General features: G+C 69.6%; 26 protein-coding genes. 17 read left to right on the forward strand and 9 right to left on the reverse strand.

Annotation, left to right across the window (positions count from 1 at the left end; all coding sequences use genetic code 11):
* Nucleotides 1-14: 14 nt before the first annotated feature.
* Complete coding sequence (locus tag KV106_RS16220; protein ID WP_261211253.1) at nt 15-1,592, forward strand: acyl-CoA synthetase; 1,578 nt, start codon at nt 15-17, stop codon at nt 1,590-1,592.
* A gap of 13 nt (nt 1,593-1,605) precedes the next feature.
* Here KV106_RS16220 and KV106_RS16225 read toward each other — a convergent pair whose 3' ends face one another.
* Nucleotides 1,606-2,385, reverse strand: coding sequence for a glycerophosphodiester phosphodiesterase (locus tag KV106_RS16225; RefSeq protein WP_261211083.1), 780 nt, complete (start codon nt 2,383-2,385; stop codon nt 1,606-1,608).
* Between the two features lie 189 nt (nt 2,386-2,574).
* On the opposite strand from KV106_RS16225, the gene KV106_RS16230 reads away from it, so the two are divergent.
* On the forward strand, nt 2,575-2,865 hold the full coding sequence (locus KV106_RS16230; RefSeq protein WP_057594164.1) for a DUF1330 domain-containing protein: 291 nt from the start codon (nt 2,575-2,577) through the stop codon (nt 2,863-2,865).
* A gap of 33 nt (nt 2,866-2,898) precedes the next feature.
* On the opposite strand, the gene KV106_RS16235 is transcribed toward KV106_RS16230, so the two are convergent.
* Entirely contained in the window at nt 2,899-3,879 is a 981-nt protein-coding gene (locus tag KV106_RS16235; protein ID WP_261211085.1) for a tripartite tricarboxylate transporter substrate-binding protein, read from the reverse strand.
* Nucleotides 3,876-4,772 carry a LysR family transcriptional regulator gene (locus KV106_RS16240; RefSeq protein ID WP_057594162.1) on the reverse strand — a complete coding sequence of 299 codons (897 nt, stop codon included), beginning with the start codon at nt 4,770-4,772 and terminating at the stop codon, nt 3,876-3,878. Before KV106_RS16240 ends, KV106_RS16235 begins: the two co-directional genes overlap by 4 nt.
* Before the next feature lie 313 nt (nt 4,773-5,085).
* Here KV106_RS16240 and KV106_RS16245 point away from each other — a divergent pair, with 313 nt between their 5' ends.
* Nucleotides 5,086-7,380: a TonB-dependent receptor gene (locus tag KV106_RS16245; RefSeq protein ID WP_261211086.1), complete on the forward strand. Its 2,295-nt coding sequence runs from the start codon at nt 5,086-5,088 to the stop codon at nt 7,378-7,380.
* A 1-nt stretch (nt 7,381) separates the two neighbouring features.
* Here KV106_RS16245 and KV106_RS16250 read toward each other — a convergent pair whose 3' ends face one another.
* Complete coding sequence (locus KV106_RS16250; RefSeq protein ID WP_057594160.1) at nt 7,382-7,849, reverse strand: YybH family protein; 468 nt, start codon at nt 7,847-7,849, stop codon at nt 7,382-7,384.
* Nucleotides 7,842-8,249, reverse strand: coding sequence for a hypothetical protein (locus KV106_RS16255; RefSeq protein ID WP_261211087.1), 408 nt, complete (start codon nt 8,247-8,249; stop codon nt 7,842-7,844). The genes KV106_RS16250 and KV106_RS16255 overlap by 8 nt, the downstream gene beginning before the upstream one ends.
* Before the next feature lie 272 nt (nt 8,250-8,521).
* Here KV106_RS16255 and KV106_RS16260 point away from each other — a divergent pair, with 272 nt between their 5' ends.
* From KV106_RS16260 to KV106_RS16270, 3 genes are all read left to right on the forward strand, one after another.
* Nucleotides 8,522-9,025 (forward strand): hypothetical protein, encoded by a 504-nt coding sequence (locus tag KV106_RS16260; protein ID WP_261211088.1) that lies wholly within the window; start codon nt 8,522-8,524, stop codon nt 9,023-9,025.
* Between the two features lie 50 nt (nt 9,026-9,075).
* Nucleotides 9,076-11,310, forward strand: coding sequence for an LVIVD repeat-containing protein (locus tag KV106_RS16265; RefSeq protein ID WP_261211090.1), 2,235 nt, complete (start codon nt 9,076-9,078; stop codon nt 11,308-11,310).
* Between the two features lie 133 nt (nt 11,311-11,443).
* Entirely contained in the window at nt 11,444-12,247 is an 804-nt protein-coding gene (locus tag KV106_RS16270) for an alpha/beta fold hydrolase (RefSeq protein ID WP_261211091.1), read from the forward strand.
* 6 nt (nt 12,248-12,253) lie between these two features.
* Here KV106_RS16270 and KV106_RS16275 read toward each other — a convergent pair whose 3' ends face one another.
* The 4 genes from KV106_RS16275 to KV106_RS16290 form a co-directional block, all read right to left on the reverse strand.
* Nucleotides 12,254-13,576 (reverse strand): hypothetical protein, encoded by a 1,323-nt coding sequence (locus KV106_RS16275; RefSeq protein ID WP_261211092.1) that lies wholly within the window; start codon nt 13,574-13,576, stop codon nt 12,254-12,256.
* Nucleotides 13,577-13,718: 142 nt separating this feature from the next.
* On the reverse strand, nt 13,719-14,075 hold the full coding sequence (locus KV106_RS16280; protein WP_261211093.1) for a hypothetical protein: 357 nt from the start codon (nt 14,073-14,075) through the stop codon (nt 13,719-13,721).
* Between the two features lie 14 nt (nt 14,076-14,089).
* Nucleotides 14,090-15,061, reverse strand: a complete 972-nt coding sequence (locus KV106_RS16285) for a tripartite tricarboxylate transporter substrate-binding protein (RefSeq protein ID WP_093347169.1) — start codon at nt 15,059-15,061, stop codon at nt 14,090-14,092.
* A gap of 140 nt (nt 15,062-15,201) precedes the next feature.
* Nucleotides 15,202-15,948, reverse strand: coding sequence for a GntR family transcriptional regulator (locus KV106_RS16290; protein ID WP_082321686.1), 747 nt, complete (start codon nt 15,946-15,948; stop codon nt 15,202-15,204).
* Between the two features lie 62 nt (nt 15,949-16,010).
* Here KV106_RS16290 and KV106_RS16295 point away from each other — a divergent pair, with 62 nt between their 5' ends.
* The 11 genes from KV106_RS16295 (at nt 16,011) to KV106_RS16345 (ending at nt 25,461) form a co-directional block, all read left to right on the forward strand.
* Nucleotides 16,011-16,988, forward strand: a complete 978-nt coding sequence (locus tag KV106_RS16295) for a Bug family tripartite tricarboxylate transporter substrate binding protein (RefSeq protein ID WP_261211094.1) — start codon at nt 16,011-16,013, stop codon at nt 16,986-16,988.
* A 10-nt stretch (nt 16,989-16,998) separates the two neighbouring features.
* Nucleotides 16,999-17,847: an HpcH/HpaI aldolase/citrate lyase family protein gene (locus KV106_RS16300; protein ID WP_261211095.1), complete on the forward strand. Its 849-nt coding sequence runs from the start codon at nt 16,999-17,001 to the stop codon at nt 17,845-17,847.
* 38 nt (nt 17,848-17,885) lie between these two features.
* Nucleotides 17,886-19,016, forward strand: a complete 1,131-nt coding sequence (locus KV106_RS16305; protein WP_261211097.1) for a CaiB/BaiF CoA transferase family protein — start codon at nt 17,886-17,888, stop codon at nt 19,014-19,016.
* A 76-nt stretch (nt 19,017-19,092) separates the two neighbouring features.
* A complete protein-coding gene (locus KV106_RS16310; protein WP_261211098.1) occupies nt 19,093-19,386 on the forward strand; it encodes a type II toxin-antitoxin system Phd/YefM family antitoxin in 294 nt (97 codons plus the stop codon).
* Nucleotides 19,387-19,471: 85 nt separating this feature from the next.
* On the forward strand, nt 19,472-19,789 hold the full coding sequence (locus KV106_RS16315) for a toxin-antitoxin system YwqK family antitoxin (RefSeq protein WP_261211099.1): 318 nt from the start codon (nt 19,472-19,474) through the stop codon (nt 19,787-19,789).
* 277 nt (nt 19,790-20,066) lie between these two features.
* Entirely contained in the window at nt 20,067-20,681 is a 615-nt protein-coding gene (locus tag KV106_RS16320) for an isochorismatase family protein (RefSeq protein ID WP_261211100.1), read from the forward strand.
* The gene (locus KV106_RS16325; RefSeq protein WP_261211101.1) at nt 20,678-22,183 is read left to right on the forward strand and encodes a GMC family oxidoreductase; all 1,506 of its coding nucleotides are present in this window, start codon (nt 20,678-20,680) and stop codon (nt 22,181-22,183) included. The genes KV106_RS16320 and KV106_RS16325 overlap by 4 nt, the downstream gene beginning before the upstream one ends.
* Complete coding sequence (locus tag KV106_RS16330) at nt 22,183-23,082, forward strand: alpha/beta hydrolase (protein WP_261211102.1); 900 nt, start codon at nt 22,183-22,185, stop codon at nt 23,080-23,082. Before KV106_RS16325 ends, KV106_RS16330 begins: the two co-directional genes overlap by 1 nt.
* Before the next feature lie 60 nt (nt 23,083-23,142).
* Nucleotides 23,143-24,057, forward strand: a complete 915-nt coding sequence (locus KV106_RS16335; RefSeq protein WP_261211103.1) for a LysR substrate-binding domain-containing protein — start codon at nt 23,143-23,145, stop codon at nt 24,055-24,057.
* Between the two features lie 139 nt (nt 24,058-24,196).
* Nucleotides 24,197-24,724: a 2,4'-dihydroxyacetophenone dioxygenase family protein gene (locus KV106_RS16340; protein WP_057591227.1), complete on the forward strand. Its 528-nt coding sequence runs from the start codon at nt 24,197-24,199 to the stop codon at nt 24,722-24,724.
* Nucleotides 24,721-25,461: an SDR family NAD(P)-dependent oxidoreductase gene (locus KV106_RS16345; RefSeq protein WP_261211104.1), complete on the forward strand. Its 741-nt coding sequence runs from the start codon at nt 24,721-24,723 to the stop codon at nt 25,459-25,461. Before KV106_RS16340 ends, KV106_RS16345 begins: the two co-directional genes overlap by 4 nt.
* Nucleotides 25,462-25,469 lie beyond the last annotated feature (8 nt).

Below are 25,469 nucleotides of genomic sequence, written 5' to 3' on the forward strand. Positions count from 1 at the left end.
GTGCGGCGCAGGCGATGAACCTGGGCCGGCTGCTCACGCAGACGGCCGCGCTCTTTGCCGAGCGGCCGGGCCTCATCCAGGAGGGCGGCCGCAGCTGGACCTGGGGCGAGATCGAGGCGCGCGTGGCCGCGATGACCGCGGCGCTGCGCGCGCTCGGGCTGAAGAAAGGCGACCGCATCCTGGTGCAGTCGCGCAACAACCTGCAGATGTTCGAGAGCTGCTGGGTCGCGTTCCGCCTCGGCTGCGTCTGGGTGCCGACGAATTTCCGGCTCACTCCCCCCGAGGTGGCCTACCTCGGCGCGTCGAGCGGCGCGGTCGCGATGATCGTGGAGGACATCTTCCCCGGCCACACCGACGCGGTGCGCGCGGCCTCGCCGGCGCTCGCGCATGTGCTCGCGATCGGCCGCGCGCGCGAGGGCGAGCACTCGTACGAGGAACTGCTGCGCGCGCACCAGCAGCACGACGCATCGCAGTCCGAACACGAGACCGTCGACCGCGACGACCCGCTGTGGTTCTTCTACACCTCGGGCACCACCGGCCGGCCCAAGGCCGGCGTGCTCACGCACGGGCAGATGGCCTTCGTGGTCGCCAACCACCTGGCCGACCTGATCCCGGGCACGACCGAGCACGACTGCTCGATCGCGGTGGCGCCGCTGTCGCACGGCGCGGGCATCCATGCGCTGCTCAACGTGGCGCGCGGCGCGGCCACCGTGCTGCCGGCCAGCGAGAAGCTCGACCCCGAGGCCTTCTGGGCCTCGGTGCAGGCGCACCGCGTCAGCAACCTCTTCACCGTGCCGACCATCGTGAAGATGCTGGTCGAGCACCCCGCGGTCGACCGCTACGACCACAGCTCGCTGCGCCATGTGATCTACGCGGGCGCGCCGATGTACCGCGCCGACCAGAAACTCGCGCTGCAGAAGCTCGGCAAGGTGCTGGTGCAGTACTTCGGCCTTGGCGAGGTCACCGGCAACATCACGGTGCTGCCGGCCTCCATGCATTCGGCCGACGACGCGGACCCGAACGCCAACATCGGCTCGTGCGGCCGTGCGCGCACCGGCATGGAGGTGGCGATCCTCGATGCCGAGCTGCAGCGCCTGCCCACGGGCGAGGTCGGCGAGATCTGCGTGCGCGGCCCCGCCGTGTTCGCGGGCTACCACGGCAACGAGGAGGCCACGCGCAAGGCGCTGCGCGGCGGCTGGTTCCACACCGGCGACCTCGGCCGGCTCGATGCGCGCGGCCTGCTCTACATCACCGGTCGCGAGTCCGACATGTACATCTCGGGCGGCTCCAACGTCTATCCGCGCGAGGTCGAGGAGGTGCTGCTCACGCATCCCGCGGTGGCCGAGGTGGCGGTGCTCGGCGTGCCCGACCCCAAGTGGGGCGAGGTCGGCGTGGCGGTGGTGGTGCGGCGCGAGGGCGCGCAGGTCGATGGCGATGCGCTGATCGCGCACCTCGACGGCCGCTGCGCGCGCTACCGCTGGCCGCACCACGTGTTCTTCTGGGAGGCCTTGCCGAAGTCGGGCTACGGGAAGATCGCGAAGAAGGACATCCGGCAACTGCTGGTCGAGCGCGGGGAGATCACTAGCCCGTAGCGCGTGGCCACGATCATCGGCGCGGGCGATCGGCGCAGGCCGTGACGGCGTAGTGGTCTTCGTCCGTCAGAACGACCTTGACTTCGGGTCGTGCCGACAGGTATCGCAGCATGCCGGCGTCGTTGACGGTCGACAGCAGGATCGCGGCCTCGTCGAAGGTGGCCGCGGTGACCGGCGTGTAGCGCGCGGCGGTCATCGAGATGGCGTCGGCGCCCACGAAGGCATAGGCCAGCTTCATGAAGGCCGCGTGCAGCCGGTACAGCGGCGCGCCGTACTTGCGGTCGTTGGGGCTGATGGCGTAGCTGGTGTGCACGCCCTGGTCGGCCAGCCAGGACAGGTACAGCGGCTGGCTCGATTCCACGAACGCGCGCTCGGTGAGGCCGTAGCGCTCGAGCAGCGCGCTGAGCCGGTGCGTCGCCTGGTGGGCGGTCCAGGGCGAGAGCTTGCGCAGGTCCTTCGCATCGAGCCAGAAGAGGCCGCTGCGCGGGAAACGCGACAGCACCGATTCCAGGCGCAGCGGCTGGCCGTCGAACAGGGTGTAGGGCCGGTCGTGGGAGACCACGAAGTCGTCGAGCTCGGGGTCGAACAGAACGTCGATCTCCACGCCGGCCGCGCCGCGCCTGAAGGCCTCCGCGATGCCCGCGAGGCTGTTCTCGCCGCCGGCTGCCGCATACCCGCGATGGGCCCAGGCCTTCTGGCATGCGGGAAAGGCAAAGGCCGGCGTCCGGGCCGCCGCGTACCGATAGAGCGGGTCGCTCATCGACAGCAGGAGGCCGAACAGCAGCAGAGGCACCAGCAGCCATCGCCAGCGCCGCCATCGAAAAATTGCACCAGCCATGGAACCTCGCGACGTGGAGTGGACGGAGTGCGATGCGAGCCAGGAGATTGGCCGGTGCAGTGTAGGTGGCTTGCGGCCGGACCGAGGCGCGAGGCGCCTTGCCCCGCTATATTGAAAGCCTTTGGCAACTACAGAGAAATCGACATGGCAAAAGCCTATTGGGTCAGTGCATACCGCGCCGTCAAGGACGCCGACAAACTCGCGGCCTACGCGAAGCTGGCCGGACCGGCCATCGCCGCCGGCGGCGGGCGTTTCCTGGCACGCGGCCTGCCAGCGAAAACCTATGAATACGGCCTGGCCGAACGCACCGTGCTGATCGAGTTCGACAGCGTGGCGCAGGCCACGGCCACCCACGACAGCCCCGACTACCAGGCCGCACTGGTCGCGCTGGGCGATGGCGCCGAGCGCGATCTGCGGATCATCGAAGGCAGCTGAGCGAAGCGGAAGCGGGCCGGACCGGGGGCCGCTTCAGTCCAGCGTGATCCCCGTGCGCCTGGACAGCGCCGCGTACTTGTCGATCTGCTGACGCAGGAAGGCGGCGAAGGCCGCCGGCGGCGCGACCGAAACCTCGACCCCGCCGGCCGCCAGCCGGTCATGCACCTGCGGGGTGTGCAGGGTCCGTGCGAGTGCGCTGCTCAGCGCCTCGACCTGCACCGGCGGCGTGTGCGCCGGTGCCACGAAACCATAGAAGCCGATCAACTCGAAGCCGGGCAGCGACTCCGCGATCGCCGGCAGCTGCGGATAGGACGCGGCCCGCCGGGCGCTGGTGATGCCCAGCGCGCGCAGGCGCCGCGACTGCAGGTGCGGCAGCGCGCTCTCCAGGGTGACGAAGGCCAGCGGCAGATCGCCATTGAGCAGCGCGCGGTAGATCTGCGCGCTGCCGTTGTAGGGCACGTGCTCGAGCGTCACGTCGGCCTCGATGGCGAGCAGTTCGCCGGCCAGGTGCGACACCGACCCGATGCCCAGCGACGCGTACTGCAGCGGCGGATCGGTGCGCCTTGCCAGCGCGATCAACTGGGCCACGTCGCGCGCGGCGAAGCCCGGCTGCGTGACCAGCACGACGATCGAATGGCCGCCGAGGCACAGGGGCTCGAAATCGTCGAGCGCGTCGTAGGGCATCTGCTGGCGCATCGCCTCGTTGGCGGCATGCGGCGAGAACACCATGCCGATGGTGTTGCCGTCGGGCGCGGCCATGGCCACGGCCTGCGTGCCGACGATCATGCCGCCGCCCGCGCGGTTGTCGACCACCACCGGCCGATCGAGCACGCTCGACAGCTCCCTGGCGATCAGCCGTGCCATGAAGTCGGCGGCGCCGCCCGGGGCTTGCGGCACGATCATGCGCAGGGGCCGGCCCGTGTCATTGGCGGCCCGCGCGTAGCGGCCGGACAGGCCGGCGCACGCGATGGCGGCGAGCAGAGCGCGCCGCGTCGCCAGCGTGCCGCCGTTCACCGCCGCAGCCTGCGCGAGGCGCGCCGGAACTCGTCGGCCAGCGCCGCGGCCGAGGGGGTCAGCGGCCGCTTCGTCGGCGTCACGAGGTGCTGCACGGCCGGCGGCAGATCGAGCTTGATGGGCAGGACCTTGAGCAGCCCGCGTTCGCGCAAGGGCTCCAGCCCGCCCAGGCTGTTGAGCGTGACGAGGTCGCTCTGCAGCAGCATCGACACCAGCGCGCTCGAGGAATCGCAATGCGCCACCAGCGTCGGCGCCGGCAGGCCCTGCCGGGTCATCAGCGTGACGATCATCGGCCCGCCCGACTGCTGCACGCTGTAGAGCCAGCCATAGGGCACCAGCGCGGCCAGGTCGCGCGCATCGGCGGCCGGGTGGCCCGCGCGCACGACGATGCCCATGTCGGAACTGCACAGCTGCTCGGTGTGCAGGTCGGACAGGCTCTGGTCGGTGGGCAGCGGGCCGACCGCGAAGTCGATCCTGGCTTCGCGCAGCGCCGCGATGGTCGACGACGAGCGGCCGCCGAGCACGCTGATCAGCGCGTTCGGCGTGTGCTCGCGAAAGCGCGCCACGGCGGTGGGCAGGAGCATGGCCTCGGCCGTGGCCGACAGGCCCACCGTGATCAGCTTGCGGCCCTCGCCGCCGGCGCTCTCGAGCTCCTCCTGCAGATGGCGCAGCTCGGCATCGATCACGCGCGCGCGGCGCAGCACGATGCGGCCGAACTCGGTGGGCTCGACGCCGCGCGCGGAGCGCACCAGCAGCGGCACGCCCAGCGATTTCTCGAGCGCGGTGAGGTTCTTGCTGACGGCCGCCTGCGCCAGGCCGAGCTTGCGCGCGGCGGACCGCACGCTGCCGGTTTCGATGACGGCTATCAGATCTCGGAGGTGGGCCTCGCGCACTTTGTCTCGTGTCTCGTTGTCGTTGTGGTCGCGAATTATCCGGCAAGCGTCCGCCGGGGTGCAGCGCCGCCGCGGACGTGTGCGGCATGCGCTGCAACGAGCGAAATACCAGCATCCATGCGGGTTTGCGGCGTTCGCGGTGCGCCGAAAGCCGCTCGCATGCGCCCACCTTTGGTGAACGAGTTAACCGCCGATGTCCTTCCGGGGCGCCACGGGCCGCGACTAACCTCTGCCGCTTTCGCGCCGCGGCGCCGGCGCATCCGAACAAGAACAGAGACATGCGACTTCCCGCTACAGATCGCGCCCGGCCTTCATGAACAGGTCCCTCCTGTCGCTCGCGCTGGTCGCGGCCTTTCCCTGCGTTGCAACCGATGCCATGGCCCAGGACGCGCCCGAGCGCGCCAGGTCGCTCGGCATCGTCACGGTCACCGGCGCCCGGCCGAGTTCGCTGCCCACGCAGATTCCCACCACCATCGAGGGCGTGACGCGCGCCGAGATCGAGACGCGCGTGAACGCCACCGACAGCGAGGACGCGCTCAAGTACCTGCCGAGCCTGCTGGTGCGCAAGCGCTACATCGGCGACTACAACCACGCGATCCTTTCCACGCGCGCCTCGGGCACCGGCAACAGCGCGCGCTCGGCCGTCTATGCCGACGGCATCCTGCTGTCGAACTACCTGGGCAACGGCATCGCCAACGGCACCAACTTCGCGCCGCGCTGGGGCCTGGTCACGGCCGAGGAGATCGAGCGGGTCGACGTGATGTACGGTCCGTTCTCGGCCGCGTACCCGGGCAACTCGGCGGGCGCGGTGGTCGACTACGTGACGCGCATGCCCGACAAGCTCGAGGCCCATGTGAAGGCGGGCTTCTCCTCGCAGCCCAACGAGCTCTACCGCACGAAGAAGAGCTTCAACGGCTGGCAGACCAGCGCCTCGCTGGGCACCCGCAGCGGCGACTGGTCCTGGTGGATCGACGTCAACCGCACCGACAGTCAGGGGCAGCCGCTGACCTTCACCACCGCGACGCTGGCGTCCACCGTGGCCGGCGGCGCGGGAACGCCGGTGTTCGGCGCGGTGCCGGGCCTCAGCACCACCAACGCCCCGTGGCTGATCCTCGGCGCGGGCACGCAGTACCGCACCGTGCAGGACCACGCCAAGCTCAAGCTGGCCTACGACATCTCGCCCACGCTGCGCGCGAGCTACACGCTCGGCTGGTGGCAGAACGCGGGCAGCGGGCAGAGCGAGAGCTACCTCGTCGATGCACGCGGCCAGCCGGTCTACAGCGGGCCGGTCAACATCGGCGGGCGCAGCTTCACGCTCGCGCCCACGGCCTTTCCGTGGACCGAGGACCGCGCCACGCACTTCATGCACGGGCTGTCCGTCAAGAGCAACACCCAGGGTGCCTTCGACTGGGAGGTGGCCGCCAGCCTCTACGACTACGCCAAGGACACGCAGCGCTCGCCCACGGTCGCGTTGCCGCTGGCGGCCCTCGGCGGTGCCGGCACCTTGCAGGACCAGGGCGGCACCGGCTGGAACACGCTCGCGGCCAAGGGCACCTGGCGCCCGCAGGGCGTGGGCGGCGCGCACGTGGTCGACTTCGGTGTCGGCCGCGATGCCTACAAGCTCGTCATCGCCAAGACCAATGTGCTCGGCGACTGGCGGGACGGCCCCGCGTTCACCCCCGTGAGCCAGGTCGGCGGGCGCAGCCGGACGCTCAGTGCCTGGGCGCAGGACGCATGGTCCTTCGCACCGCGATGGAAGACCGTGCTCGGGCTGCGCTACGAGAAGTGGAAGGCCACGGACGGCTTCACCGCCACGGCCACGAGCGCACAGCCCTATGCCTCGCGCAGCGAGTCCGACCTCTCGCCCAAGGCCGCCCTGGCCTACCAGCTCGCGCCTTCGACGGTGATCAAGGCCTCGGTGGGCCGCGCGGTGCGCTATCCGACGGTGGGCGAGCTCTACGGCGCGACCTCGGGCGGCGCGCTCTCGTTCGTCAACGACCCGAACCTCAAGCCCGAGAAGTCGTGGACCGGCGAACTCACGGCCGAGCAGGACCTGGGCAACGGCTTGCTGCGTGCCACGCTGTTCCACGAGACCACGAAGAATGCGCTCTACAGCCAGCTGATTCCGAACTCGACCGTCTCGCGCGTGCAGAACGTCGACCGGATGCGCACCACCGGCGTGGAGCTCGCCTACACCGGGCAGGACGTCGGCATCCAGGGCCTCGATCTCGGCGGCAGCCTGACCTATGCCGATTCGAAGACGGTGGCCGACGCGGCCTTTCCGGCGGCGGTGGGCAAGTGGCAGCCGCGCGTGCCGCGCTGGCGCGCCACGGCCTACGCCACCTACAAGCCCGATGCGCGCTGGGCCTTCACGGTGGCCGCGCGCTACAGCGGCCGGCAGTACTCGAACCTCGACAACAGCGACGTCAACGCCTTCGCCTATTTCGGGGCGAGTCGCTACTTCACGGTGGACCTGCGCGTCCGCTACCAGATCGACAGGCAGTGGTCGGCCGCCTTCGGCATCGACAACGCGAACAACGACCGCTACTGGAACTTCCACCCGTACCCGCAACGCACCTACACGGCTGAACTGCGCTTCGACCTCTGAGTCAGGGCGCGGCGGGCCGAGGCGGTTGCGCCCAGAGCTTGTCGCTCGACCAGTGCAGGTGGACGATGCGGAAGCTGTCGCCCGCGCGGCGCACGATCGCGGTCTCCTGCATCACCTGGTCGATGGGCTTGCCGTCGGGCAGCTTGCCGGTCACGTGGTAGGTGCTGAGCACCCAGCGCTCGTTGCCGCTGCCGCCGAGGCGGCGCGCCTGCAGGGTCCAGGTGGAGACGGCCGCCATGTCGATGTCGCCCGGCAGGTGGCTCAGCGCATAGGCCTCGATCGTCGGGTCGGTGACGCCGAACTCGAACACCACCAGCGAACGGTCGAGGTAGGAAAGCGCACCGCCCGTGTCCTTGCGCTTGAGCGCGGCGTGGAAGCCGTCGACCGCGTCGGCCGGCAGCTTCACGGTCTGCGCTGCCGCCGCGGTGGCCAGGACAGAGAACGTTGCGGCGAGCAGCAGCCTACGCATGGGGGTCGACCAGCTTGGGGTCGATCAATTCGATGACGACGATGTCGCCGGCGTTCACGCCTTCCATCGAGGGATCGGTGGCGCGCACCGTGAGTTCGTCGGGCGTATTGCTCTGGAGCCACAGGGTGCGGCCGAACATCTTGCCGCGGATGAAGGTGAGCCGCCAGCCGCGCATCTCGTTGCGCTTGGGGGCCACCATGCCCGGGCCGATCGGTTCGAAGCGCAAGGTGGCGATGCGGCCCGCCTTGCCGGCCTGGCCCAGGCCGGTCACCTTGGCCGTGAAGCGCCGCACCGCGGGATCGACCGCGTCGTGGCCGGCCACCGCGTGCTGCGCGAGCAGCAGGGCCGCGGCCATGGCCGAGGCCCGCGCGCCGGCGAGGATCCATGTCGTCAGCAACATCGCTGTCCCTTGCCTCCATTGAAAGAAGCCGGCGATGTTATCGACGCGGCGCGCGCGCGCAAGGGATAACGATGCATCGCGATCGACGTCCGCATGCGATGAAAACACGCGGCTTGCGTGCCGTGACGCCAGTGTCGGCGAGGGTCTCGGACAGGGCCCGCGATGCGATTCACGCGCTCACCTGCGACGAACGTTTTAACCGTTGGTCGTCTTCTGACGCAGGGCTTTCACAACTAATCTCTGCGCCCACTCCACGACCACATCGACACCTTATGCAGGCTTCCGTGACGCATCGCATCCGCTGGCCCTGGTGGCTTGCGGCGGTGTGCGTCATTGCGCTGTCGGCCACGTGGTGGTGGCCGTCGTCCGATGAGGCCGTCGTGCCGATGCCGCCGGTCGCTGTGGCTCCCGCGCCGGTGGTGGCGCCGGCGCCGAAGCCCGTGCCGGTGGCCGCGAAGCCGGTCGACGCCGCGCTGTCGGTCGCGGCCTTCAAGCTCGTCGGCACGGTCGTGGCGGCCGATGGCGTGGACAGCTTCGCGCTGATGCGCCGCACCGACGACTCGCAGCTGTTGCAACTGCGTGTCGGTGGCCACCTCGAGGGGCTCACCGTCAGCGCGATCCAGCCCGACAGCGTCGTGCTCGCGGGCGCGGGGCAGTCGGTCGTGATCGAGACCGACCGCACCGTCGCATCGCCGCTGCCTTCCCGCCCGGCCCATCCGCCGGAGCCGGACGTGGAACCGGCATTCGCGGGCGACCCCGCCCCCTTCGGACATTGACGCGAAGACTTTCCCCTGGCCCCGTGTTTTTTGACAGAGAAAGAAGAACCATGAAGAGAAGACAAGCCCCCAGAGCCAACCTGCTGTTGGTTGGCGCCCTGACCAGCGCCTTGCTGCTCGCCGCCTGCGGCGGCAGCAACGACAGCGCGCCGCTCATCGTCGGATCGGCGCCGCCCCCCGCGGGGTCCACCGACCAGCCGCCGGCCGACACGGGCCCGGTGGCCCAGCCGTACGTGACGCCGCCGCGGCTGTGCGAAGCCGGCCCCGGGGACCAGGCAGAGCCGGGCGTCAACGGCCACATCCCCAAGTCGGCGATGTACGACGCCACCGCCAATCCCGATGGCTTCCAGGGCTACTGGTGCGGTGCGCGCAAGGTCGCGCAGAACACGCTGTTCGGCCGCGGCGCCTTCGGCGATCTGCAGATCAAGGCCAAGGGCTCGACGCGTTGCGCGTACGCCTCCAACCGCGATGGCGCGGCCGGCGGCGATGCCGCGCTGACCACCGGCATCATCGTGTTCGACATGAAGACGCCGACGAAGATGCAGGTCGTGCCCGCGAGCGGCGACACCACGGTCGTCGGCACCGCGCCCTCGGCCACCGTCAAGGCCACGAGCACCAACAAGTGGGGCGAGGAGACCACCGCCGCCACGCCGGTCAACCCGAACGGGAAGATCCTGCGCACGCCGGCGGCGATCGAGGCGTACTCGGGCCTCGAGCTCTCGGGCGACCTGCTGGTGGCCGGCTACAAGGACAACAAGATGGTGGACGTCTACGACGTCAGCGACTGCCTGCACCCGGTGCCGCTGAACGCGAGCTACCAGTCCTCGGGCGGCCACCACGACGGCTGGCTCTCGCCCGACGGCAAGACCTGGTACGGCGTGCCCTTCGGCACCACGGCCAAGGACGGCGGCACCACGCTCATCACCGGCGGCACCTCGCCCACGGACGACAACTTCGCCAACTACACCATCGACAACAAGCGCGTCGACCTGCACATCACCAACCTCGACGATCCGAAGAACCCGAAGCTGCTGCTGAGCTGGAACCGCTCGCAGCTGCCAGACGAGGTGAAGAACAACAAGAACTGGCGCATCATGGCGGCGACCAACATCCATGACGTCAGCACCAACCCCGACGGCACGCGGCTCTATCTCGCGGTGTACGGCGGCGGCGGCCAGGTGGCCGGCAACCTGCCGACGCCCACCACCACCTTCTGGCGCGACCAGACCTGCGCCAACGGCCTGTTGATCATGGACTCGAGCGACATCGTCAAGCGCGTGGCCGATCCGAAGCTCAAGTACGTGAGCTTCCTCTCGTGGTGCGACCAGCAGCCGAACCCCGAGTTCGAGCAGGGCGGCTATGCGCGCATGACCTCGACCGCCGCGACGCACGCGACCGAATGGGTGCGGCACGTCAACGGCAAGGAGTACATCGTCTCGACCGACGAGTCGTACGCCCTGACGACCAGCGACACCAACGGACTGCCGAACCAGTGCAAGCAGCAGAGCTTCGGCCGCATGATCGACATCTCGGACGAGAAGCATCCGAAGATCGTCGGCACCTACGAGCAGGATGCCAACAAGGCCAGCGTCTGCCCGACGCTGGTGGCCGAGGGCGGCAACGTCCCGATGGTGCACTACCTGAACTTCGACGACCGCAACCACATGCGCGTGGCCGTCTACGCGGCCGCATCGGGCGGCATCCGCTTCGCCGACTGGACCGATCCCACCAGCCCGAAGGAGATCGGCTACTACGTCGCGCGGCGCAACACGCCCAGCAAGATGGACTTCACCCGTCCCGACCCGCGCTACGACGCCGAGAACTGCCTCTACTACACGGGCTGGAACCAGGGCGGCCTGGTATCGCTCGAGCTGACCAACCCGCAATACAACCCGTGCATGAGCCGCAGCGCGAACGTCAGCGGCAAGGTGGCGACGGCGCAGGGCGACCTCACGGTGGCGCTGAAGGCCGGCCGCGACAGCAAGGGCCCGAGTGTCAGCCTGAGCATCGAAGGCCTGGGCAACAAGGTGCAGCTGGGCGCGGTGACGCGCCTGGGCTCGGCCATCGACGCCGATGGCGCGCAGGTCACGGCGACCAGCAACTCGGTGCAGATCGACGCCGACGGCAGCTTCGACGGCCAGCCCGCGAAGTTCCGCCTGCAGGTGACCGACAACGGCGGCAACAAGGGCTTCTTCTCGCTGAGCTGCACCGAGGGCTGCTCGTTCACGACCAATGGCTACCTGCAGAGCGGCGGGAAGCTGACGGTGGCGAACCTCAAGAGCTGAAGATGCGAAGGACCGTGCATGCTTGTTGACCTTCGCTCGCGCGGTCGATAACATCGCGGCACTTTCAAAACGCCCTCCCGGTTTGCCGGGAGGGCGTTTTCTTTTTGTTCCGCAACTTCCATGGAACCCAGAGATGAAAGCACCCCTCGAGATTCGCCCCGCATCGCACGCTGGCCTCGGATACGTCCGGCATGGTCACGGGCCGATCCCCGTGCTGGTCCTGCACGACTGGCTCGGCGACCACGCGAACTACGACGCGCTCCTGCCCTGGCTCGACGGCCAGGCGTTCACCCATGTCTTCGCCGACCTGCGCGGCTATGGGCTGTCGATGGCGCTGCCGGGCGAGTTCACGGTGAAGGAGATCGCCGCGGACTGTCTCGCGCTCGCCGACCGCCTCGGCTGGCGGCGCTTCCACGTCCTCGGCCATTCGATGACCGGGATGGTCACGCAACGCCTCGCGGCGGACGCGCCCTCGCGCATCGCGAGCGCGATCGCCGTGTGCCCCGTTTCAGCCGCCGGCAACAAACTGAGTCCGGAGGCCTTGGCCTTCTTCGCGAGCACGGCCGACGACGACGACGCGCTTCGGCGGCTGTTCAAGTTCGTCGGCGGGGGCTTGCCCGATGAATGGGTCGAGGAGAAGCTGCGGCACCACCGCGAGGCGGTGGCGCCCGCATGCCGCAGGCGCTACCTCGACAAGCTGGTCACGGCCGATTTCGCCGACGAGGTGCGAGGGCTAGAAACCCCGTTCCTGGTCGTCGTCGGCGACAGGGATCCGGGGCTCGATGCGGAGGCGATGAAGCGAACCTTCCTCGCGTGGCATCCGAACGCGGAGCTGCAGGTGGTGCCCGATTGCGGGCACTACCCGATGCAGCAGCATCCGTCGTACTTCGCGGGCGTGGTCGAGGGGTTTCTGAAGCGCCAGGCAGGCTTGCCTTGATGCCGCTCACCCCACGATCGGCTGCGCCATGATCCAGAGGCTCAGGCTCGTATAGGCCACCATCAGCACCAGCATCGGCAGCTGGCTCAGCATCGCCGCGCGGTGGTTCGTGAAGCGGCGCGTGGCCTCGACATGGGCGACGACGACCGCGAGCACATGGCCGACGACGATCAGCGTCACGGCCGTGTACCAGTAGACGGCCGGGCTCACGATGCCGAGGTCGACCGTGCGGCCGCGCGTGCCGAACAGGTTCCAGCCCCAGCCGAAGGGATCGGAGGCGAGCGGAACGATGAACTGCCCTGTCGTCAGCAGCAGCGAGGCGTAATGCGCGAGGTGGTAGGCCACGGCGATCGGCACCAGGCTCCAGACCATGGCATTCACGGCCGCGCGCTCGGTGCTGCCGGCCAGGCGCAGCATCCACGCGCCCACGGCGCGAAAGATCAGCACGAAGGCCACGGGGAACAGCAGCAGCATGACGCTGTTGAGCCATTGCGTCTCGTCCATGCCGGTTGCGGAAGAGAGCGTGAACAGCGTCTCGGCCACCGTGCGCGAGGTCTGCGCGGCGGTGCCGATGCGGTCCATCAGCGGGGTTTCGTGGAAGCCGTCGAAGGTGACGGTCGCGAGCATCAGCAGCACGAAGGCCGCCACCGAATTCGGCACCGGCTCGGTCGTCAGCAGACCGGCGCCGTAGGGCCGAAGCCGCAGGCGCGCAGGCTCGGTCGGCGTCGAGCCGCGCAGCTCGAGCGGTGCGAAGCGGCCCAGCACGCGGAAGGCCATCGCGAAGGCATCGGCCCGGTGGCGCCAGGCCTCCACGCCGAACAGCAGCATGCCGGCCCAGCTCAGCAGCGCATAGCCCAGCAGGGCGCCGGCGAGGGCGGAGGGCAGGTCCTTGTCCTGCCACACCAGTTCGGTCCAGGCGAAGGCGAAGAACAGCGCGACCGCCGGCCAGGCGCCCAGCCATTTGGGCCAGCGCAGGCCCAGCGATTCGCGGCCGCCGCCGACCAGGCGCGCGGCGGCGCGGTACAGCGTGGGCAGCGGGTTGACGATCTCCCACAGGTCGCCGACCAGCGCGCAGAAGAAGGCCATGCCGACCCACCACAGCACCCAGACCATCGTGACGATCAGGTTCGCATAGGCGTCGGAATTGCCGAGGAAGCCGGTGGCCAGCGTCAGCACGAACAGCGCGCAGCCCAGCGTTCGCAGCACCACCGCGAGCGGATGCGCGATGCGGCGCAGCGGCGCGAAGCGCAGCAGGTCGGTGTCGCGCAGGAAGGAGGAACCGAAGTCGTGGCGCCGCGCGAACAGCGCGAGCGCCGCGAAGGTCAGCACGAGGGTCGCGCCGGCCCCCGTGAGCCATAGCCACAGCGGCAGCGGCAGGTCGAAGCGCTGGCCGAAGCCGTGCGCCCGCGCGCCGGCCGAGGCGCACGCGATCGCGAGACCGGTCCCGAAGCGAAGCGTTTTCAGGGCGCGCCTAGGGATGGACTTCGATGAACATCACGGCGCGGTGGTTGCCCGGGCCGTGGCGATGCTCGTGCACCGGGAAGCGGCCCGCGAGGCTGGCCTTGAAGCTCAGCAGCGCCGGCGCGGGCGGCGTCACCTGCGTTTCGATGTCGTAGCCGTGCAGGTGCAGCACCAGGGGCTGGTCGCTGACCACGCTGATCTGCACCTGGTCGCCCTGGCGCACCTTCAGCGTGTCGTCGCCCTTGATGCGGCCGCCCACGAGCTCGATGGAGAACTTCGGCGAGGCGGCCGCGGCGGCGCCCGCGAGCGGCGCCAGCGCCGCGAGTGCGATCAGCCGTAGGCGCAGGCGGTTCGGATTCGTCGTCATGGCGCGGTCCATGCTCAGTCCGCGTACTGGCCGGCCGCCTTGATGACGGCGCCCCACTTCTCGATCTCGGTCTCGACGAACTTCTTGTGCTCCGGACCGTTGACGCGGGCGTCGGTGATGATCACGGCGCCGAGCCCTTCCTGGCTTTTGATGAAGGCCGGGTCCTTGAGCGCCACCTTCAGCGCCGCATTGAGCTTGTCGGTGACTGCCTTGGGCGTGCCCGCGGGCGCGAACAGGCCATGCCAGATGCTGACGTTGAAGCCCTTCAGGCCGCTCTCGTCGAGCGTGGGCAGGGCGGCCAGCACCGGCGTCTTCAGGCGCTGCTGCGTGGTCACGGCATAGGCCCTGACCATGTTGCCCTCGATCTGCGCGGTGGTGTTGGTGGTCTGGTCGCACATGATGTCGACCTGGCCGCCGATCAGGTCGGTCATGGCCGGTGCCGTGCCCTTGTAGGGGATGGTCTGCGGCGCGATCTTCAGTGCGCTCTGCAGCATCAGGCCGCACAGGTGCGAGGCCGAGCCGATGCCGGCGTTGGCGAGGTTGGTCTTGCTGCCGTTGGTCTCGAGCCACTTGCGCAGCTCGGTGAAGTTGTTCGCGGGCACCGACTTCGAGCTGATGAGCGTCATCGGCACTTCGTTGATCAGGCCCAGGTATTCGAAGCCCTCGAGGGTCTTGTAGGGCAGCTTGCGGTACAGCGAGGGCGAGGTCGCCATGCTCACGTGGTGCAGCATCAGCGTGTAGCCGTCGTTGGCCGCGCGCGCGGCCTTGGCGGCGCCGAGCGTGCCGCCGGCGCCGCCGGTGTTGTCGATGGTGATCGCCACGTTGCCCAGCGGCTTGCGCAGCGCTTCGGCGAAGTCGCGCGCCACCTTGTCGGTGGGGCCGCCGGCCGCGAAGGGCACCACGATCATGATCGGTTTGTCGGGATACTCGGCGAACGCAGGAAGGGCGGCGAGGGCCGCGATCGCGATCGTGAACAGGCGCTTCATTGATGTCTCGTTATGGGTGAAGCCGAAAATGCTATAGCCCACCCACGCCGCGCAGAAGACGCCTGGTTGTTAAGGCGGTCACCTTAGGTGAACACCGACAGCCTGGGCATCGGTGGCGCCCGATGCCCGGCCGTTCGAACTCAGAGGCTCGCGAGCGGCAGCCGCGACCGATAGCGCGAGCGCCCCTGCGGATAGAGGCCGACCGAGCACTGCACCAGCTTGCCCGCGGCATCGAACCAGTGGCGCGTGACCTGCAGGCAGGGCGAGCCGGGCACCGCATCCAGGCGCTCGGCCAGGCGCGATTCCAGCGGCGCCGCGTCGATCTCCTGTTCCACCACCGCGACGCCCACGCCGTAGAGCCGCTCGATCAGCTTGAAGACCGGGCCGTTCCATGTCTCCAGCCGCTCGGCCACGCCCGCGAACTCGGGCCGCATGTAGAGCCACAGCGCGCCGGTGGGCCGCGCCTCGCCGCGCAGGTAGCGCAGCGTGTCGAGGAAGAACCACTGGCTGCCCGGCTCGGCCTGCAGCAGCCCGGCCAGCTGTTCGTCGGCCGCGACGAGGCCGGCGCGCTCCAGCTTGAGTTGCGTGGTGCGCGCGGCCTCCATGATGCTTTCGAGCGTCTGCTGCGAATGCACGAAGAAGGGCGTGGGATTGCGCGCCAGCACATGGGTGCCGATGCCGGCGCGCGAGTCGATCACGCCGAGCTTGCGCAGCGCGCTCATGGCCTCGCGCAGGCGGTAGCGCGTGGCGCCGAACTGCGCCTGCAACTGGGCTTCGGAAGGCAGCAGGCTGCCGACGGGATAACGGCCTTCGTCGATCTCGCGGACGATGGCGTCGACGATGTCCTGGATGGTCAACGCCGCGCCGGCACTTGTTGGATGCGCCATGAAGAGATAATATTCGAATATTCGACTAATTAGGCGAAGCAGACGCCACTGGAGACAAACGCATGCATCGTAGAGACTTTATCCGGGCGCTGTCCGTGGGCGCCGCACTGCCGCTGGCCGGCGTGGCACCGCTGGCGCTGGCCGACACCTACCCCAGCAAGCCGATCCGGCTGGTGGTGACCCAGGGCACCGGCTCGGGCAGCGACGTGATCGGGCGCCTGCTCGCGAGCAAGCTCGGCGAGCGGCTCAAGCAGAGTGTGTACGTGGAGAACAAGGCCGGTGGCGGCGGCATCATCGGCCACCAGTTCGTGCTCGACCAGCCGGCCGACGGCTACACGCTGCTGCTGAGCACCACCGCGCCGCTGGTGGTGGTGCCGGCGATGAACCGCAACGCGAAGTTCCACCTGCGCGACTTCACCGCGGTGGCCGCTGCGCTGCGCAGTCCCTACATGGTGCTGGTCGGCACCCAGCCCGACAGCCCGCGCAGCCTGCAGGAACTGACGAAGCGGCTGGCGGCCGCGCCATCGAGCTATTCGTCCTCCGGCACCGGCACGCTCACGCACCTGGCGACCGAGATGTACCTGCAGCAGGTCCATGCCAAGGCCACCCACGTGCCCTACAAGGGCAGCGGCCAGTCGCTGGCCGACCTCGCGGGCGGGCAGGTGCTGTTCTCGACCGACTCCCCGATCGCCGCGGGCGCGCTGATCCGCGGCGGGCGGCTGCGGGCCCTGGCCGTGACCTCGGCGCAGCGCCTGGCCACTTATCCCGACGTGCCAACGATGGCCGAGCTCGGCTATCCCGGCCTCACGCTCAACACCATGGGCGGGCTGTTCGGCCCGTCGAAGCTGCCCGCGCCCATCGTCGAGCGCATCAGCACCGAGATGGCGGCCGTGATGTCCTCGCCCGAGGTCAAGGCCCAGTTCGCGAGCATGGAGACCGAGCCGCTGGTGATGCCGGTCGAGAGCTTCCGCACCCAGATGCTGAAGGACGCGCCGGTGTGGGAAGGCGTGGTGGCCCGCCTGGGCATCACCGCCGACTGAGGAGCCGCCGATGGACGCCCACCGCATTCGTTGTGCGCTGTTCGTGCCGGTGCTCGAGCCGCGCTTCTTCGCGCGCGCGGGCGAGCGCGGCGCGCAGGCGCTGATCCTCGATCTCGAGGACGCGATCGCGCCGCAGCGCAAGGCCGAGGCGCGGCTCGCGCTGGCGCATGCGGCCGGTGCGCTGCGCGGCACCGGCCTGCCGTTGATGGCGCGCGTGAATGCGGAGGCCGAACTGCTCGACGCCGATCTCGAGGCCTGCGTGGCCGCGGGCGTCGATGCCGTCATGCTGCCCAAGGTCGAGTCGCCGAGCGAGGTGCGCGCGGCCTTCGTGCACCTCGAGCGGCATGCGCGCGAGCGCGGTTCGACCGGGCCGCGCTCGCTGGTCGCGCTGATCGAAACCCCGCGCGGCGTGCTGCGCGCCGATGCGATCGCGGCCGCCCATCCCGCCCTGCGCGCGCTGGGCTTCGGCGCCGAGGACTACGCGGCCGCGATCGGCCGTCCTCCGCATGCCGACCTGCTGGTGCCAGCCGCGGCGCGCGTCGCGATGTGCGCCGCGGCCGAGGGCCTGGCCTGCTGGGGGCTGGCCGCCTCCATCGCCGAGCTCGACGACATGGACGCGCTCGAAGACGCGGCGCGCCTGTCGCACCGGCTGGGCTTCAGCGGAACGCCCGCCGTGCACCCGGCACAGGTGCAGGTCTTCAACCGCGTGTTCGCGCCCACCGAGGCCGAGATCGCGCAGGCCCGCAAGGTGCTCGAGGCGCATGCCCGCGCCGACGCCGAGGGCCTGGGCGCGCTGCGGCTCGATGGCCGCATGATCGATCGCCCCATGGTCGATCGCGCGCGCCGCCTGCTTGCCTAGTTCTTCATCACACTCCACGACCCGAAACGACGACATCGATGGCGCAACAGATACTCGACGGCATCCAGGTGCTGGACTTCACCACCTACATCGCGGGCCCCTACGGCGCGAGCCTGCTGGGCGACCTGGGCGCCGACGTGATCAAGATCGAGGCGCCCGAGGGCGACCCGATGCGCTACTACCCCTCGACCCTGCCCGGAGAGAGCCGCGCCTTCATCGGGGTGAACCGCAACAAGCGCAGCATCGTGCTCGACCTCAAGCAGCCCGCCGACCGCGAAGCCTGCCACCGGCTCGTGGCCCAGGCCGACGTGGTGCTGCACAACTTCCGCCCCGGCGTGGCCGAGCGGCTGGCGCTGGACTGCGACACGCTGACCGCGATCCAGCCGCGCCTGATCTATTGCAGCTTCACCGGCTATGGCCCCGATGGCCCGCAGGCGCAGCGTCCCGGCTTCGACCAGGTGCTGCAATGCCGCACCGGCATCGCCAAGGCGCAGGGCTATCCGGGCGACGAGCCGCGCGTGGTGTGGGGTTCGGCCGTGGACTTCTACGGCGCGAGCCTGATCGCCACCGGCATCTGCGCCGCGCTGTTCCAGCGCGAACGCACTGGCCTGCCGCAGCGCGTCGATACCTCGTTGCTGCAAGCGGCGCTCGCGATGCAGGCGGGCCGCATGGTGTGGTCCGAGGGCGAGGGCCCCGGCGTCGATCGCGACCTGCGCGGCGGCGCGCTCTCGGGCATCCACCCCACGCGCGAAGGCTACGTCTACCTGCAGGCCCAGACCCAGCCGTTCTGGGAGGCGCTGTGCGAACTCACGGGCCTCGCGCATCTGGCGCGAGATCCGCGTTTTGCCGACATGCGCCTGCGCAAGGCCAACGAGGCCGAACTGGTCCCGCAGCTGCGCGCCGCGTTGATGCGGCACGACGCCCGCGAATGGGAAGCGATCTTCGGCACGCGCGTGCCATGCACCGTGGTGCGCGGCATCGAGGAGGTGTTCGACGACGATCAGGTCGCCCACCAGGGGCTGCTGGAGACGCATGCGCATCCCACGCTGGGCAGCTATCGCGCGGTGGTGGAGCCGATTCGCTTCAATGGCGAGCGCGGGGTGAAGCGGGAGGCGAGGGCGCCGATGCTGGGGGAGCATACGGCGCAGGTTGTGGGTGGGGGTGGATAAGTCGAACGGGCTTGTGGCTGCGAGCGAAGGCGGTTGCTAGACTGACGTCGACGCAATCCCTATCGGACTCAGCGAAATGGCATCGAGAGCATCGGACATTGTTCCCATCAGCGAGGCGCGCGCTCGTCTCTCTTTACTCGCCTCGAAGGTGGTCGAAAGCGGCTCAGAGAAGGTGCTGACCAGGAATGGCGTGCCTTACGTCGCGTTGGTCGATGCGCGTCGGCTTGACCACTACCATGCCCTCGAAGCGGAGCACGCAAATCTTGTGTTGGCTGAAGATGCCATCACTGGCTTGCGGGAGGCCTTGATCGGGTCGTTCGTGCCCGATGAGGAATTGGACGAAGCACTCGGTGTTCAACCGGCACCGTGAGCGCTCGCGTCGGCGACGGGGTTCTGGCGATTCCATTGGCCGCCACTACCATCCGCCTGTCAACGCGTTTCTCAGCAACCACGACATGACCACCGAAGCCGACCTCAACATCGCCGAGATCCCCTACGAATCAGGAACCATCCGATTCCGCTACACGAGAGTGATGTCGCCCGACAGGACGCGATGGGTTCGGCATGGCCTGTTCGTGGCCTATCACGAGAACGGCACGGTGGTATCGGAAGGCCACTACGTCGACGGCAAGGAAGATGGGCTCTGGCGCGACTTTCACCCCGATGGCCGGCCGGCCTCCGAGGGGCACTATCGAGGCGGGCGTGAAGTCGGCGTGTGGCGCTTCTGGAATGCGGATGGGACTGAAGGGCCGAGCGAGAGCCACGACGGCTGAGGGCAGAGGCCGCGCCGAGGCCGTCGATCCCTGCGAGAACACGATGGTGGCGTGCTGCGTCAAGAGCTTCCCTGTTCCGGCCGGCGCTCCCTGCAGCAAGCAGCAGGTGATCTTCTCGACAAGAGCATCCGCCCCATTGGAACCTCTCCCACCCTCCAACCCATTGGAAGATCCTTCCAGCCCCGATCCCCGCCGATCTCGTTGACCCTGCATGGCGCATCCGGTCGAATCGTCCACGTTTCGAACCCGCATCCACCCATCGCAAGGAGTCACACCAATGCAAGCCCAACGCACCCGCATGACGCGGGACAACACGGCCGTCCTGCTCATCGACCACCAGGTCGGACTGATGACCGGCGTGCGCGACATGACGGTCAGCGACCTCAAGCACAACGTCGTCGGCCTCGCGAAGGCGGCCAGGGTCCTGGGCCTGCCGATCGTCGCGGTGACGACGGCGCGCGACAGCATGTGGGGACCGACGGCCTCCGAACTCAAGGAAGCGCTGGGCGGCGGCGAGATCATGGACCGCTCGACGGTCAACGCCTGGGACTACCCGCCCTTCGTGGAAGCGGTGAAGGCGACGAAGCGCGACCACCTGATCATCGCGGGGCTGTCGTTCGAGGTCTGCGCCTCGCTGCCGGCGATCTCGGCGCGCGAGGAGGGCTACCAGCCGATCGTTGCCATCGACGCCTGCGGCACCTTCTCGGCCGCCAAGCGCGAAGCGGGCATCGCGCGCCTGACGACGCTCGGCATCGAGATCTCCGACTACGCGACCCTGATGGTCGAGATCATGGGCGACAACGCCGATCCGAAGGCGCTCGACGTGTATGCCGCGCTCGACATGCCGTTCGCGGTGCTGATGGGCCAGGTGGCCGGAGCGCTGTCGCGATGAGCGCTGCCTTCGACGTCATCGTCGTCGGTGGCGGCTCGGCGGGCGCTGTGCTGGCGCATCGGCTCAGCGCCGATCCGGCGCGCAAGGTGCTGCTGCTCGAAGCCGGCGAAGCCTACCGGCCGAACGTGTTTCCACGCGACCTCGCCGATGCCGACACTGCGGGCGGACCCGACGGCCACGACTGGGGCTACCAGGCCGAGACCGGCCTCGCGGGCCGCAGCATCCACGCGCCGCGCGGCAAGACGCTGGGCGGCAGCTCGGCCGTCAACGCGGCCGTGGCGATGCGCTCGCGGCCCGAGGACTTCGCGAAGTGGCGCGCGCTCGGCATCGAAGGCTGGCAGTGGCCCGAGCTGCTCGAGGCCTTCAAGGCGATCGAGAACACGCCCGACGGCGACGATGCGTTGCGCGGCCGCGCGGGTCCGCTGCCGATTCGCAATCGGCGGCGCGACGAGCTGACGCCGGCGCTCAACGGCTTCGTCGATGCGACGGCCGCGCTCGGCTTCGCGCGCGTCGCGGACTTCAACGGCGAACAGCAGGCCGGCGTCGCGCCATACCCGCTCAACGTGATCTCGGGCCGGCGCATCAACACCGGCATCGCCTTCCTCGGCGAGGACGTGCGCGCGCGGCCCAACCTCACGATCCGTGGCGGCGTGGAGATCGACCGCGTGCTGTTCGAGGACGTGCGCGCGGTGGGCGTGGTCGATGCCGAGGGCGAGAGCCATCGCGCGGGCCAGGTGATCCTCAGCGCGGGGGCCTTCGGCAGTCCGGCGATCCTGCTGCGATCGGGCATCGGTCCCGCGTCGCACCTGGCGTCGCTGGGCATTCCGCTGGTGGCGGAACTGCCGGTCGGGCAGGGCTTGCAGGAGCATCCGTTCTATTACAACGTCTATGCGCTGACGCCCGAGGCGGCCGGCATGCATCCCGCGGCAGGCGCGATCCTCTGGGCCGCGTCCTCGCAGGCCGAGCCCGGCGACCTCGACCTGCACATCTCGGCCACCCATCTGTTCGATCCGGCGCTGAGCCCCACGGGCGGCGCGATCGTGCTGGCGGTGTCGGTGACGCAGCCCGAGGCGACCGGCAGCCTCGAGCTGGCCGACCGCGATCCGCGCAGCGCGCCGCGCATCCGCTACAACCTGCTGGGCACGCCGCGCGACATGGCGCGCATGCTCGAGGCCGTGCGGCTGTCGCGCGCGATCGGGCGGCAGTCGCCGTTCGCGCAGATGGTCGCGGCCGAGATGGCGCCGGGGCCGGAGGTCTCGGACGGCGACGACCTGCGGCGCGCGATCGAGCAGCAGCTCGACGGCTATGCGCACCCCACCTCGACCTGCCGCATGGGACCGCCCGGCCAGGGCGTGGTCGATGGCGGCGGGCGCGTCCACGGCGTGCCGGGCCTGTTCGTGATCGACGCGTCGATCATGCCCAGGGCACCGAGCGCGCCGCCCAACATCACCACCATGATGATGGCCTGGCATCTCGCGGGCCACGGCTTTGGAGTCCGCTGATGGCCCTCGTTCCCATCGATCCCCAGGACATCGCCGCGGCGCGCGCGCTGCGCCTCGAGTTCGGCCGCTTCTGGTCCACCGCGCCCGGCACGCCGCGCGACATCTACGACCGCTTCATCGCGCAGACGCCCACCGCGCCAGAGGTTGCTGCGCGCGAGGCCGTCGACGAAGCCGCTTCCGGCTGGTGGGTGGAGCCCGCGCAGGCCGTGCCCGGGCGCGCGCTGCTGTTCATCCATGGCGGCGGTTACGGCCTGGGCCATGCGAGCGCCTATGTGGGGTTGGCCAGCCAGCTCGCGGTGCGCACGCGCGTGCCGGTCTTCGTGCTCGAGTACCCGCTGGCGCCCGAGGCCGTGCTGCCCGCGGCGCGCGACCTCGCGCTGCGCACGCTCGCGGGACTGGCAGCGCGTTTCGGCGCGGTGGCGGTGGCGGGCGACTCGGCCGGCGGCGGCCTGTCGTTCGCGACCGTGCTCGAGGCCGCGAGGCAGGGCATCGCCGTGTCTTCCCTGGTCGCGTTCTCGCCCTGGACCGACCTGAGCCTGAGCGGCGCGAGCGCGCAGGAACTGGCGGTGGGCGATCCGCTGCTCGACGTGGGCTATCTGCGCGCTTCGGCCGCGGCCTACCTGGGTGGCGCGCCAGCCAGCGATCCGCGCGGCTCGCCGCTGTTCGATGCGGACCTGGGACGACTGCCGCCCACGCTGATCCAGGTCGGCTCGGACGAGGTGCTGCGCGACGATTCGCGCCGTCTCGCGGAGGCGGCCAGCAAGGCGGGCGCCCAGGTCGAGCTCGAGGAATGGCAGGGCATGCACCACGTGTTCCAGCTCAACACCCGCGAGCTGGCCAGCGCGCGCACGGCGCTCGACCGCGCGGCTGCGTTCGTGTCGCGTCACTGGAGCGCCTGATCCGTCGCGGAACATGCTAAGTTGGCGCGGCTTCGAAGACTTCATTGGCGAAGGACACGCGTGCTCGACCTCAACGACTTTCGGTACTTCGTGGAAGTGATCGACCGGGGCAGCCTCTCGGCCGCGGCGCGCGCGCTGCAGCGGCCGGTCTCGACGATCAGCTACCGCATCCAGCAGCTCGAGGCCGAGCTCGGCCTGACGCTGCTGGCGCGCACCTCGCGGCGCATCACGCTGACCGAATCGGGCGAGGCCTTCTACGGCCATGCGGTCGCCACCATCGCGCGCGCCAACGAGGCCGAAGCGGCGATGCGCAGCCGCAGCACCGAGCCGACGGGCACCGTGCGCTACACGGTGTCGGTCGCGACCTCGCAGTTCGCGATGACCGGGATGGTCGCGAGCTTTCTCGCGAAGTACCCGAAGGTGAACCTGCTGCAGGACGCGAGCGACGCCAACGTCGACATCGTGGCCGACCGCTACGACTTCGCGATCCGCGCCTACTCGGGCGCGCTGCCCGATTCGAACCTGGTGCAGCGCCCGCTCGCTGAAGCGCCCTGGCACCTGTTCGCGGCGCCCGAGTTCCTCGAGGCCGCCGGCGCCATCGAGACGCCCGACGACCTGCTGGGCTGCGCGACGCTGTTCATGAAGCGCGGCGGCCTCGCGCCGCTGTGGCAGCTCAAGCGCGAGGACGACCGCGCGCAGACCGTGCAGGTCGCGATCCGCCCACGCATGGAGGGCACCTGCATGGTGACCCTGAAGCGCGCGGCCGAGGCGCGCATGGGCGTGGTCGCATTGCCGGCCTACATCTGCCGCGACGAACTGCGCGCCGGCCGCCTGCGGCGCGTGCTGCCCGACTGGGTGGCGGCCGACTCGACCATCTCGGCACTGATGCCTAGCCGGCGCGGCATGAGCGCGGCCGCGCGCGCCTTCATCGAGCACCTCGTCGAAGCCTTTCCCGCCGCCGTCCGCCTCGACTGAGCGCAAACACCTCCTGTGATCCGAACCGCCGCGCCCATGCGGCGGCGCGGTCGCGCGCGCCATCAGGGTTTACGCAAAGATGTGCGCCGCATGTCGATGTCTACAATATGGACATACATCCACAATATGGACAATCGACATGCCCCTCGATGATTCGGACCCGACCCCGAAGATGCCCTACCAGTACCCGAATCCTCCGGACGCGCTGCCGGAGATCGTGGTGCAGCATGCGATCCCGACCGACGAGCGCCTGTGGGTGCCGCAGGCCGAGAACGTGTGGTTCCGGCCGCTGTGCCTGAACGCGAGCCAGGGCTACTGGATGAACCTGCTGAAGGTGCGCAAGTCGGGCGTGCTGAGCCGCCACCGCCATCCGCAGGCGGTGCACGGCTTCGTGCTCAAGGGGCGCTGGCGCTATCTCGAGCACGACTGGGAAGCCACCGAGGGCAGCTACGTGTTCGAGCCGCCGGGCGAGACGCACACGCTGTACGTGCCCGAGGACGTCGAGGAAATGATCACCTACTTCCAGGTCAACGGTGTCATGTACTACACCGATCCCTGGGGCAAGGGCATGGGCTACGAGGACGTGTTCACCAAGATCGACATGTGCCGCAAGCATTTCGAGAACGTCGGCCTCGGCGCGGACTACGTCAAGCAGTTCATCCGATGAGCACGACGGCCTACGGCCGCGCCGGCTACGACTTCGCGGGCGCGGTGGCGGTGGTCACCGGCGGTGCCAGCGGCATCGGCGCGGAGGTCGCGGCGCAGCTGCGGCGCAGCGGCGCGCGCGTGGCGGTGTGGGACATGGCCGAGGCTGGCGCGAGCGACGATGCCTGGCAGGTCGACGTGAGCGATCTCGCCACGGTCGAGCGCGCCGCCGCCGCGGTGGTCGCGCGCTTCGGCCGCATCGACTTTGTGGTCAACAGCGCGGGCTTCGCGGGGCCCACGATGCCGCTCGATGCCTACGACCCCGCCACGTGGCGCCGCATCGTCGACGTGAACCTGGTCGGCACCTTCAACGTGTGCCGCGCGGTGGTGCCGCACCTGCGTGCCGCGGGCGCGGGCCGCATCGTCAACATCGCCTCGCTGGCCGGCAAGGAGGGCACGCCCAATGCCTCGGCCTACAGCGCGGCCAAGGCCGGCGTGATCGCGCTGACCAAGTCGCTCGGCAAGGAGCTCGCGACCACCGGCATCCTGGTGAACGCGATCGCGCCGGCCGCGGTGCGCACGCCGATCCTCGAGCAGATGTCGGTGGAGCACGTGCGGACCATGATCGGCAAGAGCCCGATGCAGCGCCTGGGCGAGAGCGCCGAGGTGGCCGAGATGGTGGCCTGGCTGTGCTCGGGCTCGTGCAGCTTCAGCACCGGCGCCACCTTCGACCTCTCGGGCGGTCGGGCCACGTACTGAAGCAAGTT

It is taken from the genome of Variovorax endophyticus (assembly GCF_025376855.1).
GTDB lineage: Bacteria > Pseudomonadota > Gammaproteobacteria > Burkholderiales > Burkholderiaceae_C > Variovorax.